This is a genomic window from Thermogutta terrifontis, assembly GCF_002277955.1.
In the GTDB taxonomy this organism is placed as follows: domain Bacteria; phylum Planctomycetota; class Planctomycetia; order Pirellulales; family Thermoguttaceae; genus Thermogutta; species Thermogutta terrifontis.
The window spans coordinates 2181247-2203435 of record NZ_CP018477.1 but is presented as its reverse complement, the minus strand read 5'-3'; the positions used below and the strand labels follow the sequence as shown (position 1 = coordinate 2203435).

Here is a 22189-nt window from a genome sequence, read left to right as displayed (position 1 = left end):
CGGAAAATCTTCTCCTTGGCAAGAGGTCTTTGCCAAAACTTCCTTTTCTTTTCAACAGTTATTTCGTCGTGCGGAAGCGTTTCAAATATTCTTGGCAGAACGCGGGGGCATAATTGCGGTCGGAGATAGCACGGTCAAAATCAAACGCCGGTCGGGGGTGATTCTGTTCCCACTCTGCCCACTTTACGCAGCAGGAGGACGCAATATTCGCGCTTAATTCGTGAAACTTACGGGCCCAGGCTTTCGGCGTTCCATCAACTCGGAACAGACCGGTCAACTGCGTGACGTCCCGCGCTTCCGGATGGTCGTAAAGTCCCCAATTCAGCCACCCACATGCCAGCCCGCGTGTAACACCGATCAACTCAGCGCACCAGGTTGCCTGTTGTTCCTCGCTCGCGGGTGGATGCCGTCCATTGTTGATTGTCAGCTTGCCGCCCCCGTACCAGCCGAACTCGGCCACCACAACGGGCTTCCCCGGTCGCGCAACCTCCCGAACCACCGATTCGGCATAGGCCAAATTGGCCAACCGATCTTCCTCACTCTGATACTCATAGAAGCCGCGTGCAAGTGGATAAAAATGCACTTCCAGAAAATCCAGCAACTGTGCCTGACGGCTGGGCCGAAACGCGGAATAGCTTCGCAAGTCTGGCAACAGCACCGGCACGCTCCATTGAATCAGACCCACCGTCACCAATGCCTGCTGATCGACGCTCTTAATCGCCTCAGCCTGGCGCCGTGTCCATTCGTCGGCCACCTCCTCGCGAAGATTTTGATAATCGAGGATCGCCTGCCGTGGACCGTCCAGCGATGGAACCTGCGGCGTGAGCCAGGCCTGTTCGGTGATCTCGACTCCCCAGGCTTTTGCCAGCCCTTGAGGTGAACCGTATTTTCGATGCAAAAAGTCAGCCCACCGACGTGAAAGTTCCGAGTTTTCCCATGGCACGCTCGGTTCGTTGCGCAAATCGTAGGCAAAGATGACGGGCCGTCCGCGATATCGGCCTGCGAACAGCTTCCAAAATTCGACAAGCGCCGCAACCGACTCCGGATTTGAAATCGTGTCTTTTCGGGCCCAGGCTGGAAGGCCTTCCCAGTGGTCCGGCCCGGTGGGGTGAACATAGATCCCATATTCCTCGGCGATGGCGAGGAACTCTTCCCACCGCTCTAAACCAAATGTCTCAAGCCGTCCTGGCTCGCGGTAAAAGGAATCAAAGGTAAGAAAAACTCGCACGCAATTGACGCCAAACTCTTTCATGCGGCGGAAATCCTCACGGACAGCCGCCGCATCGAATTTCTTCCAGACCTGCGGAGCCCAACCGGTGCCGGGCCGGAAATAATTCACGCCGAACGGAACGAAGATTTTACCATCTTCGGTCACAAAACACCGCCGCTCCCCATCAACCCGAATTTTTTTGAGTGACGACGTATTTTCCGGGAAGGCCGGTGTGCCGGAACTGAACCACATCACCAGTGTGAAGGCACCTATGAGGCAATACTTCAAACGGTTCCATGATTGCTTCACGTCACGCTGGCTCATCGAATCACGCCTCCGTTACAGGTGTGTCTTGAACAATTGCTCCCAGCCTCGCCATGCTTACGCTTGTCGAGTCCTATTGTACTGGAAGCGCGAACTCAGAACAGAAGTCGCTATCGTGGAGCGAGTTCCAAGCTCGTGGCCCATTGACGTTGTTTCCACTCGGCGTGAGTTCAAGAACGGGCATGACAGGCACGTCGCACCGCGAAGTATTTTGGAGGGACACGCTTGTCGTGCCCGGTGATGCAAAACGGGGTATCCCAGCTTCAGAGGCGGACCTGACAAGCAGGTCCCTCCGAAAAATGCTTTACAGCGGCACGCCCATCGTGCCTGTTTAAAAACCGTGGGCCATCCAACTGGGGAAAGCGAACGCAAAAGGGAGGTCCCGCCGCATCAGGTTGCTCCGAAGTGGTGCGTCCGAGCTGAATCGCGTGGCGCACGAGTCCTTTTCCAGGATGTGGCTCTTTTGAGCGACACAAAAAACTGGGTCAAGTGGGTGGAGGAGAAAGCGGAGATGGGTTTAGATTGTCTCGGACTTGCCCCAGCCCGCGGGTTGGGATAATGTAAGTACCGGGAATACCAAGTGAGTGAGGCAAGTTAGAATTTCGAGTTTCAGCAGGGGACATGTCACATGCTGGTCAGCACGCCGCGGCATATTCTCGTCCTTACCTTGGCACTCACATTACCGCGCATCATGGCGGGCCTTAGCTTGGGCCAGGAACGCGTATCAACCGAGTTTAAAGTGATTGACCGCCCGCCTGCGGAGCTGGGAATCCATCACTATCCGGCGAATCGACCACCGCTCCTTCCCAGCCCGCTGGTGAAGCTTCCCGTGGGGGCTGTGAGGGCGGAAGGATGGCTAAAAACTCAACTGGAATTGGAGGCCGACGGCTTCATCGGCCATTTGCACGAATTGAGTCGATTTCTCGCTCCGGAAGGAAATGCCTGGCTGGATCCACATGGGGAAGGCGATCGTAGCTTTTGGGAAGAAGTTCCCTACTGGCTCAAAGGATATGGTGATCTGGCTTATCTTCTGGAAAGGCCTGAGATGATCGCTGAGGCCCGGCGGTGGATTGAACCCACACTCCAGGGTCAGCGGGAGGACGGATGGCTTGGTCCGCGACGGAATCTCGAGATGATCAATTCACCGCGCGGTAAGAAACCGGACGTGTGGCCCAACATGATCATGCTCCATGTCCTCCAGTCCTACTACGAATACACCCAGGATCAACGCGTCATCGAGGCGATGCGGAGATACTTTCAATGGGAACTTCGCCAACCCGACGAAGATTTTCTCCTTCCGTACTGGCAGGCCATGCGGGCAAGCGACAATTTGGTCAGTGTCTACTGGCTGTACAACCTGACAGGTGACAAATTTCTCCTCGAGTTGGCTGAAAAAATTCACCGCTGTGGTGCCCGCTGGGACCAAGGAGTCATTAACTGGCACGGCGTCAATATTGCCCAGGGATTCCGTGCACCGGGCATATTTTATCAGCAGGCCGGGGACTTAAAACTCCTCCAGAGGGCTTACGATAACTACCGCGAAGTTCGCGAGCGTTACGGACAGGTCCCTGGAGGGCTTTATGGCGCAGACGAGAATTGCCGGCCGGGATACAGCGATCCTCGCCAGGCTGCGGAAACCTGCGCCATGGTGGAAATGATGTATTCCTGCGAGTTGCTCGTTCGGGTCAGCGGTGATCCGCTTTGGGCCGACCGATGTGAGGATGTTGCGTTTAACTCGCTGCCGGCCTCGATGACGCCGGATCTGAAGGCCCTCCGCTATCTCACGTCGCCCAATCTCGCGGTGTCCGACGCATCCAGCAAAGCTCCAGGCGTTCAAAACTCGGGGCCGATGTTTTTGTTTGACCCGTACGGTCATCGCTGCTGCCAGCACAATGTCTCTCACGGCTGGCCGTATTTCACAGAGCACCTCTGGATGGCGGCTCCAGGCGATGGATTGGCAGCAGTGCTCTATGCCCCCAGCCGGGTTAAAGCACGCGTGGGGCAAAAGGGTGTGGAGATTCAAATTTCCGAGAAAACGCTTTATCCGTTTGATGGAACCATCGAGCTAAATATGCAGACGCCTGAACCCGTGGAGTTTCCGCTTTACTTGCGGATTCCTACGTGGTGTCGCGCGGCGGAGGTCAAGGTTCACTCCGGGAAGCACGATGAGGCATTCCAGTACAACGCTTCTCAGGGCGGTCACTGGATTGTTTTGCGGCGAATCTGGCAGTCGGGCGATGGGGTAACCCTCCAACTCAAACGCGAAGTGACTATCACGCGCTGGGAGAGGAATCAGAACAGCATTTCAGTAAATTATGGGCCGTTGACGTTTGCCCTGAAGTTTAATGAGCGTTATGTTCGCCATGGCGGTACAGACAAATGGCCTGCCTGGGAAATCTACCCTGAAAACGAATGGAACTATGGCTTGGTGATTGACTGGGAAAACCCAGAAGGAAGTTTTGCAGTGGTCTCTCGCCCTTGGGATGGTGTTTCCCAACCATTTACACCGGAAGCCGCTCCGATTGTCATAAAAGCCAAAGGTCAAAAAATTCCACAATGGAAGCTGGATGAATTCGGATTGGTCGCCCCGCTTCAGCCCAGTCCGGCGCGAGGCGAGGGACCGGTGGTCGATCTAGATCTGATTCCGATGGGTTGCGGCCGACTGCGGATCAGTGCGTTTCCGGTAATTGGGGAAGGCTCGGACGCCGTCATCTGGAAGGAGCCTCGCAAACCGCCCCATCAAGCGTCCCATTGCTTTTCGGGCGACACCGTTGCTGCTCTGAGCGATGGTTTGGAACCGAAGCACTCTTTTGATCAGGATATCCCGCGCTTTACCTGGTGGCCCCATCGCGGAAGCGAGGAATGGGTCACTTACGAATTTGATGCCCCGCGTGCAGTTTCCAGGGTAGCCGTCTATTGGTACGACGACACGGGCCACGGCCAGTGCCGTGTTCCAGAGCAGTGCCGTGTGGAATGGTGGGATGGAGAGAATTGGCAACCCGTCAGGCCGCAGGCACAGTGTGGTGTGGAAAAGAATCAATACAACGAGCTTGTTTTTGATCCCGTGAAAACCACCCGACTGCGTCTGCTCGTCAAGCTCCAGCCTGGGTTTTCTGCGGGAATTCTTGAATGGAAAGTGGAGTGAGCAAGGCGTCGCTCGTCGATCAGCAATGAATTCCGCTGTGTGCGTCAAAATTATTCGTGACACGCGCTGGCAACTTCTTGTCAGTGCGGCCTTGCTCTTCGCGTTCGCCTGGCTGTTCGTTTGGATGAACAGTCTCATCAAAATGGGGCTGTGGTCCGCGGTTCTCGACATGCTCCCCAACTTCGTGCACAAGTTGATGCCGGTACCCGCGAAGGAACTGCTCAGCCCCACGGGAAGGATCAGTTTGGTTTTTGTGCACATTGTGCCGATGATTCTCTTTGTCGGCTGGGCCCTTGTTCGGGGCTCGGAGATGATCAGTGGTGAAATTGAGTCGGGGCGATTTGAGGTACTGCTCACGCTGCCGGTACCTCGGCCAGTTTGGGTTTTCATCCCGGGTACCGTGACCTTTCTGGGAGCGGTGATTTTGGCAATGGTGCTATGGGCGGGCCTGTGGGTAGGATGCCACCAGATCCGTGTTGGGGAACCAGTCGACACGACGCGATTCCATCTGGCGGCGCTTAATCTGGCGATGATGGCATTTGCCTTCGCTGGCATCACCTCAGCGATTTCTGCCTGCTTTCACAGTCGGGGGAAAACCCTGGCAATCGCGACCGTTCTTTTCGTCGCAGCAGTCATTGTCAAGTTGGTGGCACGCCTGTGGACCGCGGGGGAATGGTTAAAATACCTCTCCTTCATGACCCTTTTTGAGCCGCAGCTTCTCATTTTCAGCCAGGAGAGTGCTCGGATTTCCCTGCATTACAACCTCGCGCTGGGCGTCATCGGCCTGGTGGGCCACCTGATAGCGGCAGCCATTCTTGCGTGGCGGGATATTCCCGTACCCCGGTGAAAAGGTAACCCTGGATCGGTTCTAGCGGGCCGTGGACACATTTCCGCTTTTCCTCTGCCGATGGAGGCTCCGGGCGTCCACACGGGATCGCATGTTAGCGGAATCTAAACCCGAGGGAGGTGCGCGTCACGCCCGCTTTCTCAACCTGGATAATCCATTTCATAGACCGGCTCCAAGTGCTCCGTTCAGTTGGCGGCTAAACAGTAGGGACAATTCATGAATTGCCCGCACTCTCATAAGAGCATGCCTTTTTCCGACTACCCGTGCCGCCATCTGTCCCCGCAGTGGGTGAACGTCAGGCTATTCAAATCGGCCGCGAGAGACAGGCACCCTCGTTTCGGTCATTGACAGCTCTTCGGCCGAGAGCTAGCTTGATCCCGTCACGGCGAGACACATGTCCCTTGCAGAGTCCCGTTCACGACTTGAGCCTACATGCAAATGAGGAGAACGCCATGGGTTGCCGCCATGTTTGTTGGGGAATCTTGATTGCTATCGGTTTTCTCACCCATCCTGCGCTGGATTGATTGGGGCCGGTGGTGACGTAACGCCCCACCTGATGCTTGGCAAGGCCGCGGATGAGCGAATTCGTCAATTCCGAAAGCTCAGCCGACTGGACGAAATCGCACGGAGAATTGTTCGCGGTTGGGAAGAGGCCTTTGAAGTTGCCAAGCTTGACATTCGAAGTGATGTGGTTTTGAAACATGTGGTGAAAACGATCGAGCTTCCGTATCGCCAGGTCACAGCCGCCGAAGCCGAAGAAGCCCGACAGATGGCTGCCCAGTATGTCGATAAGCCCTCTGAACGATGGAACTATCTATGGTATCAAAGAGTTGTTGACCTCTACGAGAAACAGCAGCGCGGAGAGAGTGGCTCATTTCCCATGGAGTTGCACGTGATTCGTCTTGGCGATGTCGCCATCGCGACGAATGAATTCGAGCTTTATACGGATTATGGAATCCAGATCAAGGCACGCAGCCCAGCCGTTCAGACATTCGTTATCCAGCTCACTGGATCGGCCGGATACCTGCCGACAGAACGTGCCGTCCGCGGGGGTGGGTATGGTGCGGTCATTCAAAGCGGACGGATTGGCCCCGAAGCTGGCCAGGTGCTTGTCGACCGCACTGTGGAAACCATCAGCCAGCTATGGTAACCAAGAACACGCCAGGTCTTGGTCAACCACACACAAGAACCAAATTCGTGGATTCGTCGAGCAAATTAGCGACGTTTGTAGAATTGTAGCTGCACGGTTCCGATTGCGAATTGTTTGGATTCGCTCTCATTGGAACTTGACAGCCTCAACATGGTTTCCTATTTCCAACCGGTTTGATTCCTTGTCGAGTCTCTCGCCGAGGATGACAACGTTTTCGAATGTCACATCCTTCACATTGTGTTCGGCATCCGCTCCGTGAAGTTGCACGCGATAGGGGCCGGGGGCACCGTAGACCGTGACATTTCGGAATGTGACGTTGCTGACAAACCCGGGTGTCTTCTTCCGCATATACTGATTGACGACAGGACGAAGACGGATCAATTCTGCTTGCCCCTCTCCGTGAATTCGAACGTTATCCACAACGACATTCTCCAGACGCATGTCCTCACCCGGCTCAAACAAGAAAGGCGTCATGGAAAAATGGATAATGTCCAAGTTTGTGAGGGTGATGTCGCGCATGAAAGGAGCCCGGCTTTCGTGGCCAAGCAGGAAAATCCTCGCCCGATCACACCACAGAATGCAGTTTTCTACCCGGACACGTTCCACATTGTTGTTACCTTCCACAAATTCCAATCCCTTCATAGCAACACAGTCATCGTCGCTGCGGATGAAACAGTCCGTGATCAACACATCCTGGGAGTTGCAGGGGTTGATCCCGTCATCATTTTGAACACGACCACCACAGATCTTGACGTTGCGAATCGTGACTCGCTGACTGTGGACCGGAACGATCGTCCAATGGGACGCACCTCGGACAGTAATCCCGCTCACTTCAACGTCCGAACCGCGGATGGAGATAACCGTGGGCGTTGGGCCTTTTCGCCATTCCCAGTCGGACCCGTCGAGGATTCCTCGCCCCATGATTCGGATGTGGTCACCTTGTGCCAACACACCACCTTTAACGACCGCGCCACCTGCCAGATAAAGAGTCTGCTGACTTCCGAGAACAATCTTTTCGGGTTTGTGGACACCCGGCCCAAAATAGACCACATTTGGATCGTCTGGCTTGGGCCGATCTTTTTCAGGCGGATTAGCGAAGAGAAGTAACGGCCCCCGTTTACCTTCAGGTTCCACGCTGATCTTGCGCGGTCCGGGAAGGCTTATGATGACCTCATGCTCATTAACCACCCGCATTGTCACGTCGGGGTAGGTAGGACGAATGACGGTGTTTGCGAGGTTTCTTGGTGACGTAATTCTCACCTCCACCGCTTCGTCAGTATCGAAATTGGCAAACGAGTACGGTCCACCATAGTCCCACTGTTTGCCGGCAAAGGGTGGATCTAAGGTTCGGGCAGTGTAAACGGGCACGCTCTGCCCCGCGACAGAAACGTTGTAGTCGTCCGAAAGCCTTTCGTCAGGCGGAGCGGGATAGACCACCACCTCACCATAAGTTGAACGTGCCAGTATCACAACCACGAATGAGAAAATCATCCACTTCATGGCAAACTCCCTGTGTTCGCGCTTCCAGAATGTTACAAAACATCACCCGGCAAAACTCTGCTGATTCGACCCGCTCTTGATGCTTTTCGCGCCAACGGTCATACCCTGCGATGGTGGAAAGCCCTTCCGGGTATGGGCACGCCTCCGCAGATTCCGCCAGCTAGCCGCGGGGTGCCGGTGGACCCGCCCACTCTGGAACACGCACATCCTTTCCGGTATCCAGTCCAGGCGTGAACGGTTTCAAGTCCAGAACCGGCGTTCCGTCAAAGGCATCGATATCTTCAATTTCCACGACGTTCTCTTCGACACGAAGGATTTTGCAAAGCGTCAAGCCGATCAAATTCGGGCGGACCGGAGCACGGCAGGCAAAGACCCCGGTCAGTGGGTTGTTCGGGTTGCCCCGGGGATGAACCTGCAAAATCGATCGCTTTTCTGGTGTGTCGTTCTTGTCGAACCACCAAAGCACCTGGATGTGAGACCACTTTTCCAGACCTAATAAACCGGGCTGGTATTTCTTGTCGAGAATGATGCGGCATCGGCCCTCGGTTTTTTCCACGTGGCCAATCGGGTACACGACAAACTTGGGCTCTTCAGCGTTCGTTAGCCCTTCAACTGACCAACATGTTTGCACGAACAGGGCAACGGCAAGAAACTTCATGATGACCGCGCGTTTCATAGCTGGTCTCCTCAACTTCTGCAGACGGTTTCAAACTTGTCTCACCCCACGGCACTTCATTGTGCCCTCTCTTCACGGCAGACACAATGTATAACTTCGTGTTTTTGCGAGTAACACGGTTTCACAAGTTCATCGGTTGGTGTTGGGGGATTTTGGGCTTTGGGGAAAATGGCGGAGATGGTTTAATGGGGAAGCGAGTTGTCAGGAAATCACGGAAGCTTTTTCCTTGTTGCATGGAGTGCTCCCTATGGCTCGAGCCCCTACGATCCATCTTTCCCCAGAGGAGGCCCGCCAGCTGCAAGGCATCGTGCGGGCACGATCTTCGCCACAAGCGGCGGTGTTTCGCGCACGGATCATCCTTCGCTGTGCCCAGCCGGACGATCCGACCAACTTGCAGGTGGCCGTGGAGTTGGGTTGCCATCCCGACACGCTTTGTAAATGGCGGGGTCGCTTCGCGCGGCTCCGCCTGGATGGTTTGCAGGATTTGCCTCGTTCCGGTCGGCCGAGGACTTTTTCCCCCTGAGGACCGCCATCGGGTGCTGATCTTGGCCACGGAGAAACCGGCGGAGCGGAGCGTCCCTGTGGCCCAGTGGTCGCTGAGCGAGTTGGCTGCGCAGCTCGTCAACGAATCTCCTGCAGCGGCGATGAGCCGCAGCACCGTGTGGCGGATTCTCGATCAGGTGGCCTTCAAGCCGCACAAGAGCCGCTACTGGCTGAACAGTTACGTGAATCGAAAGCGAAGCTCTTTACAGGTTCTCGGGCGGTTGGGAAAATTTTTGGCAGGTGTCTATTCCTTTGCAAAACAGTGTTTTCCGTACGCCGCTGAGTTACCAGAGGGAGAAGCTAGAAATGGGCAGTTCCAGCGGTTCTGGTGGAAAAACGGGGACACGCGGTGGTCCGCGGCTTCTCTTGCGCTTTTCCTTACCCGGTCTTCCCACCGATGAAGTGTACGTCGCGCGGAAGCTGACGATCGGGCGGACGCCCGATAACGTCTTTGTGATTCCGGAAGACGCCGTGGACCGGCATCATGCCATCGTCGATTTTAGCGAGGAGCAAGGCCAGTTTGTCGTTCGTTGTCTGCAGCGGGACGGTTATTTGGAGACTGGCGGCCAGCAAGTGCAGGAGCTGGTGCTCCAACCGGGAGTCCGCTTCCGAATTGGCTCCGGCGAGTTTGAATGTCTGGCATCGCCAGAAGTGACATCCTCGAGGGAAGAGCGGAACTGGTCCGTTTGCCCACATTGCCGCTCCGAAAGATGTGGGGAATTGGCACTGGGAACGGGAAGTTGCCCATCCTGTCAGCAAGAGGTCATGGTGGTGCAGGATGGGCTGGGTCGGCGGGTGATCCTTCCTTGTCGGGTGGGGCCCTGCCGACTAGTGCGGTTGGTGGGTCAGGGCGGAATGACGTGGGTGTTCGAGGGCCAGGTGGATGGCCAGAGCGAACCGGTGGCGATCAAGATTTTGATGCCGCATTTACTGAACGACGATGCGGCCCTGCAACGCTTCAAGCGCGAGTCGGAAATCCTCCGTCAGGTGCGGCATCCTCGGGTCTTGCGGCGGCTCGGGCAGGGGCGGTGGAAGGGGTTGCCCTGTGTTCTGACGCCGCTCATGGCGCAAGGCAGTTTGCGTGCGGTGCTGGACGAGTTGAGGCGGCAAAAGCAGGTCTGCCATTTTGAGGTCGCCTTGCGATGGTTTTTGGATGTGATGGCGGGGTTGGAGGTCCTGCATCAGTTGGGCCTCGTGCATCGAGACCTGAAGCCTTCCAACATCTTGCTGGATGGGGCCAGTCGCGCGGTGGTCGGGGATTTGGGAATCGTCCGGCGATTGGGCCAGGAGACGGCCTCTTTGACGGCGACGGGTGCAGCCCTGGGCACCTACCATTACATGGCGCCTGAGCAATGGGAGAACCCGGAAAGTGTGGACCAGCGAGCTGATTTATATGCCCTGGGGGTCACGTTCTACGAACTGTTGACAGGTCGGTTGCCGACGGGTCGCTGGCAGGCCCCCTCTCAGATGAACCGTACTGTGCCGGCGGCGTTTGATCGGATTCTGGAGCGCCTGCTGGAGCCCTGGCCGGAGCGGCGTTTCGACTCGGTGGCGAGTCTGCGGCAGGCCCTCCTGGAGAACGGACTGATAAGACCAGCGGACGCGGCAGAGGAGACTCCTGGCCCACAGGCAGACGACCGTCCGGCGAGTCCTCATTCCCCGCCCACGCCACCTCTGGTGCCGAAATTCGTTTTCACAGCGGCCGACCGCCAGGAGGAATCTGCCTCCAGCTCAGCTCAGGCAACACGTCCTGGGGGCACCACGTCGCTCCCCGATTTGCCTGTCAAACACAGTGCCATGCCATCACTTTCACCTTCAGGCACGCACTGGATTCCTGTACCGAATGAAGCGATTGCCCAAGAATCTCGCCGGTCGGGCCTCTATGCAGTCATTGCAGTTGGACTGGGTGTTTTGGTCCTTGTGGGCGTCGTGCTCGTTGTGACAAAAAGGCCTCCGTCAGGACGCATCCCCAGCAGGGATATGCCCTATACACCTGATACGCCGCCGGAAGTTGGCCCGACGACGCCTTTTGGCGTTAAGGGGGACGTGGCCTTAACTTCTGATAGGCCCCCGGCAGTTGGGCCCACATCACCTTCTTTTCCAAGGGTGGTTGTCACCACAAGCTCAGGGTATGTCACGTCCGTGGCCTTCAGTCCGAACGGTCGGCAGGTCCTCACGGGGTCGTGGGATGGCACGGCCCGGGTGTGGGATGCGGCCACGGGGAAAGAATTGCGGCAGTTCGAAGGCCACACCGGTTGGGTTTTGTCCGTGGCCTTTAGTCCGGACGGGCGGCAGGTCCTCACGGGGTCCGGTAATCCTTTTGAACGAACCTCCGATAATACGGCCCGGCTATGGGATGCGGCCACGGGGCAGGAGTTGCGGCGGTTCGAAGGCCACACTGACCCGGTCACGTCCGTGGCCTTCAGTCCGGACGGGCGGCAGGTCCTCACGGGGTCGGGTGACAATACGGCCCGGCTGTGGGATGCGGCCACGGGGAAAGAATTGCGGCGCTTCGAAGGGCACACTGAGGCGGTCTTGTCCGTGGCCGTCAGTCCGGACGGGCGGCAGGTCCTCACGGGGTCGGCGGACAAGACGGCCCGGCTGTGGGATGCGGCCACGGGGAAAGAATTGCGGCGGTTCGAAGGGCACATTTTGCCGGTCTTGTCCGTGGCCTTCAGTCCGGACGGGCGGCAGGTCCTCACGGGGTCGGCGGACAAGACGGCCCGGCTGTGGGATGCGGCCACGGGGAAAGAATTGCGGCGGTTCGAAGGCCACACTGACTGGGTCACTTCCGTGGCCTTCAGTCCGGACGGTCGGCAGGTCCTCACGGGGTCGCGGGACAATACGGCCCGGCTGTGGGATGCCGCCACGGGGGAAGAATTGCGGCGGTTCGAAGGGCACATTTTGCCGGTCTTGTCCGTGGCCTTCAGTCCGGACGGGCGGCAGGTCCTCACGGGGTCGGGTGACAATACGGCCCGGCTGTGGGATGCGGCCACGGGGAAAGAATTGCGGCGGTTCGAAGGCCACACTGACCCGGTCACGTCCGTGGCCTTCAGTCCGGACGGGCGGCAGGTCCTCACGGGGTCGCGGGACAATACGGCCCGGCTGTGGGATGCGGCCACGGGGAAAGAATTGCGGCGGTTCGAAGGGCACACTGACGCGGTCTGGCCTGTGGCCTTCAGTCCGGATGGTCGGCAGGTCCTCACGGGGGCCGGTCATTTCGTTGGAGTAGCCCCGGACAACACAGCCCGGCTGTGGGATGTCACGACAGGGCATGAGTTGCGGCGGTTTGAAGGCCACACTGACATGGTCTCGTCTGTGGCCTTCCGTCCGGATGGGCGGCAGATTCTCACCGGTTCGCAGGATGGCACGGCCCGGCTGTGGGATGTCGCCACGGGGCGGGAGCTGTGCCGGTTTTATGGGTTCACCGACGGCCACTGGCTGGTCCTGACGCCGGAGGGGTATTTCGATACGGACATCATCGACCCGATTGAGTTGCCCGTGACCTATTATGACCCTGTGACGGGCCAGGATTTGCCGATGGAGGAGGTCATCCGGCGTTACCACAGGCCGGACTTGGTTCGGGTTAAGCTGGGCGGTTAGAAGCTGGATCAAGTGGAGCGCAAACCCACCGTAACCGCTTTGGCTGCGAATGGGATTGCGCGGTAGATGAGAAAAAAGGTCAGACACAGAAAAAAGGATGAACGGCATGAAAACAGAGCGCATCCCTGGGCAACGAAGGTACGACCAAAGAAGAGGTTCACGAAAAGGGGCCGCAGACGCCGTGACCAAGGCATTACTGGGGGCGATCCTGATCGTGTTGCTGGTGATCTTGGTGGTCGTGTTGTGGCCGCACGGTGAGAAGCAAAACACACAGCGAGGGCCGAGCGGCGGCAACACGCCGATAGCAAAGCCGGGGGAAAAGGTGCCGCGTCCCTCCGAGGCGCCAGCGCCGCCGCCGACAGTTGGCTCTCCTGACCGGATCCGCGACGTGTTACAGGAGGGGAAGACGTACGAGGTAATCACGACGGCAGAGATCACCGCTCCCGCCCGCGACAAGCAATGGGGTTTTCAGCGGACAATTCATGTGGCGTATCGTGCCGAAATGAGAATGCGGCGAACAATCGAGAAGAACGATGGCCATCGCGTCGTCGAATTGCGGCACATTTTGGAAGCCGCGGCTGTGAAGGTTGCCAGTCAGGTCGAAGTCCGGTTTGTCCCCACGGAACCGGGATCCCTGCTCCTGGGAGCGTTGGTCGCACTTTTGGATGCAACAGTTACTGGAGGTGGCGCGTCGCAACTCGCGCCAGCAGTCATTCAAGGGATCTGTGTGGGTTACCAGGCGGGGACCGAGTATCTTCTGGACCAAGCGAACACAAAGGTGACGGCCGCGGTGGATTCACTGAAAGGGAAGAAGGTCCGCATCACCTTTGTTGATGGTCAAGGTGTGGTTGAGCTGGAGCCTGTGGATTGTGAGTTGACAGAAGAGGAACGAGATTTGCTAATGGCCTCGGCCGTGGTCACCGATGCGTATTTGCTGCCCGATATGAAGAGCCAACCGGGCGACGTGTGGGATGTGGACGGAAGAGCCTTCAGTGATTTTCTGCCGCCATCATGGCGAGGTACACCGCGGGGCAAGGTGAGTATTCGGCGGGAGAAGGATTTTCAGGAAAACGGCGAGAGGTACGCCTTGCTTCGCTGCTATTCGGGATCGATCACTGTTGACGCAACCGACAGCAGCCGTACCCGGCTGGCCAGCCTTACCCCGCGTGGTGAGCTTAAATACAACATCACAAAAGGCCACATTGAATCGGCGAAATTACAGGCGACCGGAACGATGGAGGAGGCTTCCCGGGATCACCTGTTGTTCGAAACTCGGTTTGAGACCAGTCCCGAAGTGAGATTGACTTACCATTGCACAATCATCAACACGCCTTGAGGGAAGCCATGTCGAAGCTGGAACCGAATCCCGGCTTTGTGCCACTGAGTGGTCTTCCGCTTCAGGTTGGTCGCGGAACTCAGGCGGATCTCTGTCTCACCGAACCGACAGTCTCGCGGCAACACGCCGTGCTTGAAGTGCGGGATGGCCGATTGCTTGTCCGCGACCTGGAGAGCCGGTTTGGGACATTTGTGAACGGTTTGCGAATTCGGGAACGGCAACTCAGGCCTGGGGATCGCGTCCGATTTGGGGAGGTGGTGACGTATGCCGTGGAGGAAAGCGGTTTACGTTTGGTGCCGGCGGAATCCGCGGGGCTGTCCGTCAGAGGTTTGGAGGTGAAAGTCGCAAACCGGGTGCTGGTGAGTTTTGGCGGTTGGAGATGGTCGTTGGCGTCGGGACAGGTCGCGGGGATTTTGGGGCCAAGTGGAGCCGGGAAGACGATGCTTTTGCGGACGCTGGGCGGGATCCGGCCGCCGAGCTCCGGGATCATCGCCTGCGGGGACCTGCCCGATGTCTGGAAGGATATCGACAGTTATCGGCGCCGCCTTGCTTTTATTCCGCAGGACGATGTCGTTAATCCCTTGCTGACGGTGCGCGAAAACATAGCCCTAACTTGCGAGCTGCGTTTGGCCGACAAGCTACCTGCACCGGAGCGGCAGCGTCGTGTGGAGGCGGCCCTGGAACTCTTCGGTTTGAAGGAGCACGCCGAGAAGTTGGCTCGATATTTGAGCGGCGGCCAGCGAAAGCGGACGAGCGTGGCCATGGAGTGGATCCGCCGGCCGGAACTGTTCCTGCTGGATGAACCGACGGCAGGGCTTGACCCCGCCAATGAGGCCCGGCTGATGGAAAATCTCGTGGTGGTGGCCCGCCAGGGCGCTACGGTGATTTGCACCACTCATCTGATGGAGAACATCTATCTTTTGGACTCGGTTTTGGTCCTCGGCGTGTTCGAGCGGCAGGGCAGAGTAGCCTACGCCGGACCGCCTGACGCTCTTTTACCGACTCTCGGCTGCCGGAATTTTGCCGATCTTTACGAGCGACTGGAACGGGGAGAGTTTGAGCCATTGGGCGGAGCCGGGCGAGAATCGTCCAATGAGGACGGACAGGGATCTCCTGCCGGCGCGTCCCCCGAGGAGATCGAGGAACTCGGCACCAACACAGGAACGCGTCGCTTGGCCTTACGCAAGTTGGCGATTCCGCCCACGCGTGAGGTCGATCCTTTGTCGGTCAGGGTGGTCGCGCAGCGAACGGCCTTGGGCATTTGGCGGGATAGGTGGATGCGCTGGATGACAATCGGTCAACCAGCGATTCTCGCGGTGGTTGTGGCCCTGACGCAGTTCAGTCCCGGCAAAATTTTTGGATTGCTCTTTTTCACAACTGTGGTGGCCTGCTGGCTGGGAATGAACAATTCGATCCGCGATCTCGTGCGAGACCGCCGGGCTTATATCCGCGATCGATTGGGAGGACTGGCTCCCGGTAGCTATTTATTGGCAAAGTGGCTGTACGGTCTGATTGGGCTGGCACAACTCGTATTTTTTCTGGTCTTGTTGAGGCTTCTCTTACCTTCGGTCCTCCCCGAGAATCTGAGAGACGAGGTGACCCAACGATCCCTGGTTGCCTGGTTAGGGGGCCTCTGGCTGGCGTATCTGGGAGGTCTCGGGTTGGCATTCGTTATCTCGACTGTGGTGGGAAGCGAGGAGGCTGCCGTGGCATGGTTGCCGATTTTGATCCTCCCCCAGATCCTCTTTAGTAGCACGGCGACAGGCGTCAGTATTTTGCAGTATACGGATGCTCGCCCTTTCCGCCCGCTGATAGTGACCCTGCGTTATCCATTCACGGCGGCTCAAGAGGCGTCTGAAAAACGGGAGCGTCTCAAACGGATCGAAGTATTGGTGGACAGTATATCTCTGGCACTCGTGTGCCGTCCAGCGGTTCTGGTCGTAGAACGACCAAAAGTCAGTGGTTTTGGACCACATATTTGGCTGGGCGATTTGTGCCATCTCCTTTTCCTCATCGTGATTCACGGATTGATGCTGTGGGTTGTGTTCCTGAATCAGGAGCGGCGCTGGCCGGCATTGGTCGGATACTGAGAAGACAGCCCCGTGGCCAGGGGACACCGGGCACGACAAGCGTGCCCCTCCATTTCGGAGTTGGAGGGACCTGCTTGTCAGGTCCGTTTCCCCTCGGAGGGGCGTGCTTGTCAGGTGCGTCATTCAACGTTCGATCATCCATTGCCTTTCACCGGGGACTGAAGTCCCGCGCCGAAAGCGGGGCTAAAGCCCCGCACTCCATGGAGTGCGGCGATTTATCGCCGCTTTTCGGTGAAGGCTTTAGCCTTCACCACCTTGCCTCGGCCCGGCTCGCACAACGACGATCGGTGGGGCCGATTCATAAATCACCCCAATAACACATAGACCATGGCCGAACCGGATTCCAGTAGGGACAATTCATGAATCGCCAGTACGAACGCAGTGCGCCGGTGGCATCTCATAGATTTCTCAAAAAGTGGCGATAGGTTCCAGCGAGCCGTCATTGACTTTCTCCGCCATGGGAATTCGAATATAGTTAGAAAGGGGAGGGGCGCGTGCGACCGGCAGTCTAGATTGCCAGGCAAAAAGCGGAACTACCACGAGATTAGATAACGTATCACGGGCCAGCGCTGAGGTTGGAGAAAACCGACGTGAATGGAGGTCCTTGCAATGGACGATCTTTTCAAGCGTGGCCCGGCTGAAAACGCTCTTCAAAGCTGTGCGATAGCTATGACTCGCTTCCGACGTGCCGGATTCACTCTGGTGGAAATTCTCCTTGCCACGGCGATCTCACTCATCATGCTGGGGGCGGTGGTCGCGGTATTCGCGTCTGTCATGCAGAGTATCAACCAGGCGCGTGCAATGCTGGAAACCTCCGATCGCTTACGTTCAGCTGCCGAGTTACTGCGATCGGACTTGCGGGGCCTTACTGTAATCCCCATTCCACCGCGGGATCCGGCCAACGATGAGGGCTACTTTGAATACACGGAAGGCCCGGTAGGGCAAAATGGTCAGGTCCGTCCCATCATGCAGCTCAACGATCCACTTGTAGCGGTTAATTTGGACGATGTGGATGGAAACGGCAACCCACTCCCTGACCCCACAGTTGGCGACAACGACGACATCCTGATGTTTACCACGCGTTCGACGGGAGAGCCATTCGTCGGCCGATGTCTCATCAATGGTCAGCCCAGCACAATTTACTCGGATACAGCCGAAGTGGCGTGGTTCGTGCGGGGAAATCGCCTGTATAGGCAGGTTCGGCTGGTGGCCCCCAAAGCCATGGAACTTTGCGACGTTAACAAGAACGGTATTTTGGATCCGGGGGAGTGGGTACCCGCGGGTGACAGCGGCGCCCAAAACTTCCGTCGGTATTACGATATTGCTGCCCATTACGATGTGAACCGGGGAGGCTGGGTGTTCTCCACGCTGGGAGACCTCACCAAACCCGAGAACCGTTATGCCCATCGGACGGGAGACCCTCGTAACGTCGCATCGTTTCCATTCCATCCCCATCGGATCGCTGGTTGGCAGGCTTTGGGGCTTCCCACCCTTGCGGAAAGTGCCTCGGCTAACATGGGCACGGCATGGCTTGGCAGCGGGGTTCTGCCGCCAGTCACGCTGACCCGGCTTTCCGGGCCGATGGGGGCGTTCGATTTTTGGAACAATCCTTATCCATTCCAGGAAGTTGACACACAGACCGGTCTGCTCAACAACGCCGGTCAACTTTATCGCGAATCGGAGGACCTCGTCCTCACCAATGTGATTGCGTTTGATGTGAAGATCTGGGACCCGACAGCCCCTGTGACCGTCACCGCCGCCGGAGCGGCACTTCGTCCGGGCGATCTTTCTTACCTTGTAGCGCCGCCGCAACAGCCGGTGATTGGTGGGGCGTACGTTGATCTGGCCTACCGTCCCCAGTCACCCGCAATCGGGCCACTCTCCACGTTTTCCGACTACCCGCTCGCCAAGGCGAAGTTGGGCCCCCTTGCCGTGTACGATACCTGGTCCATCCATTATGAGAAGGATGGCCTGGACCAGGACGGGGCAAACGGCCCCGATACGGGCACTGACGGCTTCGATAACGACAACAACGGTCTTGTGGACGATTTCGGAGAATGGGAGGCTCCCCCGCCTTATCCTGCGCCGTGCCGTGGCGTTCAGGTCACCATTCGCGTTTTCGAACCTGATAGTCGCCAGATCCGTCAGGTGACAATCGTGCAGGATTTCCTCCCCAAATGAATCGTTTTCCTGGCGTGCGGGAATCACCTTTTGAAACGACAATTGCGTGAAACTTGGCCCGGTCATTTTCTGAGCTATGGGCCAGGCCAGCTATTCCCTCGTGATCGCGCCTCTTGCGGAAGGTGATCATCTCTGTACCATGATAGGACCGTGATTGCGGGCCTTTCGTCTGTCAGCTTCCAAAAGCCTACCAGGATTTATAGACACCGGACTCGATGGTTTGCCACGAGGGGAGGCTCAACATGTCAAGAAGAAGTGATCTTTGGATTTTCCTCACTGCGATTTTCGCGCTTATCGCATTTGCGGCTCGCGGGGGAGAGGTAGAGGTTTCTGTCATCCCTTCCAGCCGGGTGCGTGATCCGAACATTCTTGTTCAGCGGGATGGAGGCGGTTATGCGTATCGCACATATCTAGATTTCATCCTGCAGAGACTCGATATCCAGCCCGGCGACCGGATCCTGGATTTGGGGGCGGGCGACGGCTGGTGGACGGCCCATTTTGCTGAAAAGGTCGGAGCTGAAGGGACCGTGTATGCCGGGGAAGTGACGCAGGAACTCGTGGATCGACTCAAGCAGCGCCTGCAGGACCATCCGAATGCAAAACCTTACCTTTGTCCGCGCAATCGCCCGGGGCTCCCTGACCAATCCGTGGACCTGGTGTTTATCTCCCAAGTTTATCACCACCTGGAAGGTCAGACCCGGATCGATTACTGGCGAGAACTCGCTAAAACGGTAACGCCTTCGGGCCGCGTGGCCGTCATCGAAACCTATCCCCAAATTGCCCTGCAAGGGAAGGACCATGGAACACCGCTGAGCACTTTGGTGCGAGAAGCGGAGGAAGGCGGGTGGATTCCCGTGGAAGTGTGGTTCATCCCCGGCACTCAGCACTACCTGGCGATTTTCATCCAGCAAAGAGCCTTTTTCCCGAAGCCAGCTTCTCAGCAATGATTTTGACCAATCGAACGGTCGCGACCTTGATCGCTGACCGTCTTGAAATGAGGCTGCTAAGAAGGGTGAAGGACGCTTAATTTGCTCCGTAAATCTTAAGTTTCCCGGATTGATTTCGATAGCCGATTGACCGCATATTCCACGCTTTTCGGCCGGTCCCTCTTGCGAGGCAAGTGCGAATATGCCAGGATATGGTCCATCCACCGGACGCAAGGATCAATGTCAGGTCGTCCCATATGTCGGACCTATTGACTTGTGAAGGGTAAAGAAGGAGTCGCAACGATGGCAGCTTTTCCAGAAGTGTCCAAGATTCGGTACGAAGGTCCCGATTCTCGCAACCCGCTTGCCTTCCGCCATTACAATCCTGACGAACTGGTGGAAGGCAAACCAATGAAAGAGCATTTTCGGTTCAGCGTGGCGTTTTGGCACACAATGCGCGGGACGGGTGCCGACCCCTTCGGTGCTCCAACGATGATCCGGCCGTGGGACACCGGCGAAAACACCATTGAAAATGCCATCAACCGAGTCAAAGCGTTTTTTGAATTCTGCGAAAAGCTGGGGGCCCCATTCTTTTGTTTTCACGACAGGGACGTCGCTCCCGAGGGCAAAACCCTTGCAGAGACCAACAAGAACCTGGATGCGGTTGTGAAGGTTATCAAGGAGGAAATGGACCGCACGGGCGTCAAACTTCTCTGGGGAACTGCCAACCTCTTCAGCAACCCGCGGTATGTCCATGGAGCGGCCACGAGCTGCAATGCCGACGCCTTTGCCTACGCTGCGGCGCAGGTCAAGAAGGCCCTTGAAGTCACTAAGGAACTGGGTGGGGCGGGTTACGTGTTCTGGGGCGGCCGGGAAGGTTATCAATCGTTTTGGAACACGGATATGAAGCGTGAACTGGACAACCTGGCTCGATTCCTCCATATGGCTGTCGATTATGCCAAGGAAATCGGATTTACAGGCCAGTTCTACATTGAACCCAAACCGAAGGAGCCCACCAAACACCAGTATGATTTCGACGCTGCTGCCTGCATCAATTTCCTGCGTACCTACGGGCTTGAAAAGTATTTCAAGCTGAACATCGAAACGAATCACGCAACACTGGCCGGCCACAATGTGGAGCACGAACTTGAGTACGCAGGAATGCAAGGTTTTCTTGGCTCGGTGGACGCCAACACAGGCGACCTGTTGCTCGGATGGGACACCGATCAATTCCCCACCGACGTTTATCTCACGACCAAGATTATGCTCGTATTCTTGAAGTATGGTGGGATCGCACCGGGTGGCGTGAACTTTGATGCCAAGGTCCGCCGCGAAAGTTTTGAGCCCATCGATCTGTTCTATGCCCACATCGGCGGGATGGATTGCTTTGCGAAAGGGCTCAAGGTGGCCGCCGCTATCCGTGCCGATGGTGAGCTTGCACGCTTGCTCAAGGAGCGCTACTCATCCTGGGACACGGGGATCGGCGCCGAAATCGAAGCCGGCAAGCACAACTTCAAGACCCTCGAAAAGTACATGCTGGAGAAGGGCGACGTCTCGCCGAACAAGAGCGGTCGGCAGGAATTGTTCGAAAACATCGTGAACCGGTACATCTTCTGAAACCGGTCGTCCGCAACCGATTTTGGCACCTCCGTGGGATGCCGGGCGTTTTGCGGATGCTCAGTAAGTAGCGCGTCCCCGATGTCGTCGGCTTCACACAAGCACGAGGACAAACGGTAGGGGTATTCCGCCCCTACCGTTTTCATTTTCCTGATGGATGATCACAAGAGGTGTAGCCGCTAAATACCGCTAAATACCTGGTGTCTCCAGAGGAAAAGCGGGGTTGTGTCGGGCGGTTTAGTAGTTGAATTGCACGCCGCGTCTGCGAAGCTCCTCAGCGATCTGTCGCGCAGAGATGAAAGGGACGGCCTGAAATCCCACCCGCTGGGCAGCCTCAACGTGCGCGGGAATGTCGTCCGTAAAGAAGATACGCTCGGGCGCAACGCCTGCCTTTTCGGCCGCGGCCAGAAATATCTGGGGATCGGGTTTCATCAGGCCAAATTCACAGCTCAAACCGTAGACGCGGAACCCTCTCCGAAGAATGGCAAAATGTTCAAGACACCACTCAAAATGGGTGATGCACGTGTTTGAGAGAATCCCCAGGGGAAAGCATCTCGCCTGAAGCTGCGCCACCACGGGCAACATCGGCGTGTTGACCCAGAATATATCCGACGCGGCCTGACGAAGCCGATCCCATGGCACAGACCGTCCGCTCAATCGACAGAACTCCTCATAAAACTGCTGGGGCGAGATTCGTCCCAGCTCGAACGCCCTTTGAAGCCCGGTTGAGAACAGAATTTTATGGACGCGATCCGGCGGCACGTCGCTGACTTCTCCAATTTGCCGGCACATCCGGTCGTTATCAAAATTGATGATCACGCGTCCAAGGTCGAAATAGATAAAATCCACGGTGCTCAACATAAACGCTCCTGTTGCCACTCAATGATTGATCCTCAATCCGCCGAGGATGGCCCATCTTGCTTTGGACCGAGCGGGCCACTAAAAACACATCGGCTACTGGAGTTGTTTGCGACGTTTGAATCACAATGGGGAAAGTGTTAAATTCGCAAACAGAACAGAGCGTGTCAAGGCACAGCACAT

General features: G+C 57.0%; 15 protein-coding genes. 11 read left to right on the top strand and 4 right to left on the bottom strand.

Annotation, left to right across the window (positions count from 1 at the left end):
* Positions 1 to 58: 58 nt before the first annotated feature.
* Entirely contained in the window at positions 59 to 1534 is a 1476-nt protein-coding gene (locus THTE_RS08175) for a beta-galactosidase (RefSeq protein WP_095414968.1), read from the bottom strand.
* A gap of 628 nt (positions 1535 to 2162) precedes the next feature.
* On the opposite strand from THTE_RS08175, the gene THTE_RS08170 reads away from it, so the two are divergent.
* The 3 genes from THTE_RS08170 to THTE_RS08160 all read left to right on the top strand — a co-directional run bounded on the left by THTE_RS08170 (position 2163) and on the right by THTE_RS08160 (position 6676).
* Positions 2163 to 4679, top strand: a complete 2517-nt coding sequence (locus tag THTE_RS08170; RefSeq protein ID WP_095414967.1) for a beta-L-arabinofuranosidase domain-containing protein — start codon at positions 2163 to 2165, stop codon at positions 4677 to 4679.
* Between the two features lie 37 nt (positions 4680 to 4716).
* Positions 4717 to 5526 (top strand): ABC transporter permease subunit, encoded by an 810-nt coding sequence (locus tag THTE_RS08165; RefSeq protein ID WP_157731934.1) that lies wholly within the window; start codon positions 4717 to 4719, stop codon positions 5524 to 5526.
* Positions 5527 to 5983: 457 nt separating this feature from the next.
* Positions 5984 to 6676, top strand: coding sequence for a hypothetical protein (locus THTE_RS08160; protein ID WP_157731932.1), 693 nt, complete (start codon positions 5984 to 5986; stop codon positions 6674 to 6676).
* Positions 6677 to 6802: 126 nt separating this feature from the next.
* Here the strand turns inward: THTE_RS08160 and THTE_RS08155 are convergent, their stop codons facing one another.
* Positions 6803 to 8176, bottom strand: a complete 1374-nt coding sequence (locus tag THTE_RS08155) for a glycosyl hydrolase family 28 protein (RefSeq protein WP_095414964.1) — start codon at positions 8174 to 8176, stop codon at positions 6803 to 6805.
* Positions 8177 to 8336: 160 nt separating this feature from the next.
* Positions 8337 to 8852, bottom strand: a complete 516-nt coding sequence (gene tsaA, locus THTE_RS08150; protein ID WP_207651809.1) for a tRNA (N6-threonylcarbamoyladenosine(37)-N6)-methyltransferase TrmO — start codon at positions 8850 to 8852, stop codon at positions 8337 to 8339.
* Between the two features lie 247 nt (positions 8853 to 9099).
* Between tsaA and THTE_RS18530 the strand changes: the two genes are divergently transcribed.
* The 8 genes from THTE_RS18530 to xylA all read left to right on the top strand — a co-directional run bounded on the left by THTE_RS18530 (position 9100) and on the right by xylA (position 21148).
* The gene (locus THTE_RS18530; RefSeq protein ID WP_095414963.1) at positions 9100 to 9375 is read left to right on the top strand and encodes a helix-turn-helix domain-containing protein; all 276 of its coding nucleotides are present in this window, start codon (positions 9100 to 9102) and stop codon (positions 9373 to 9375) included.
* Positions 9376 to 9388: 13 nt separating this feature from the next.
* Positions 9389 to 9796, top strand: a complete 408-nt coding sequence (locus THTE_RS08140; RefSeq protein ID WP_095414962.1) for a hypothetical protein — start codon at positions 9389 to 9391, stop codon at positions 9794 to 9796.
* Positions 9702 to 12998: a protein kinase domain-containing protein gene (locus tag THTE_RS08135; RefSeq protein WP_095414961.1), complete on the top strand. Its 3297-nt coding sequence runs from the start codon at positions 9702 to 9704 to the stop codon at positions 12996 to 12998. Before THTE_RS08140 ends, THTE_RS08135 begins: the two co-directional genes overlap by 95 nt.
* Before the next feature lie 181 nt (positions 12999 to 13179).
* Positions 13180 to 14334 carry a hypothetical protein gene (locus THTE_RS08130; protein WP_157731930.1) on the top strand — a complete coding sequence of 385 codons (1155 nt, stop codon included), beginning with the start codon at positions 13180 to 13182 and terminating at the stop codon, positions 14332 to 14334.
* 8 nt (positions 14335 to 14342) lie between these two features.
* Entirely contained in the window at positions 14343 to 16424 is a 2082-nt protein-coding gene (locus THTE_RS08125) for an ATP-binding cassette domain-containing protein (protein WP_095414959.1), read from the top strand.
* 609 nt (positions 16425 to 17033) lie between these two features.
* Positions 17034 to 18605 carry a PulJ/GspJ family protein gene (locus tag THTE_RS08120; RefSeq protein WP_095414958.1) on the top strand — a complete coding sequence of 524 codons (1572 nt, stop codon included), beginning with the start codon at positions 17034 to 17036 and terminating at the stop codon, positions 18603 to 18605.
* 242 nt (positions 18606 to 18847) lie between these two features.
* Complete coding sequence (locus THTE_RS08115) at positions 18848 to 19552, top strand: class I SAM-dependent methyltransferase (protein WP_157731928.1); 705 nt, start codon at positions 18848 to 18850, stop codon at positions 19550 to 19552.
* A 282-nt stretch (positions 19553 to 19834) separates the two neighbouring features.
* Positions 19835 to 21148, top strand: coding sequence for a xylose isomerase (gene xylA, locus THTE_RS08110; protein ID WP_095414956.1), 1314 nt, complete (start codon positions 19835 to 19837; stop codon positions 21146 to 21148).
* 237 nt (positions 21149 to 21385) lie between these two features.
* On the opposite strand, the gene THTE_RS08105 is transcribed toward xylA, so the two are convergent.
* Positions 21386 to 22009, bottom strand: a complete 624-nt coding sequence (locus THTE_RS08105; protein ID WP_095414955.1) for an HAD family hydrolase — start codon at positions 22007 to 22009, stop codon at positions 21386 to 21388.
* Between the last annotated feature and the right edge of the window lie 180 nt (positions 22010 to 22189).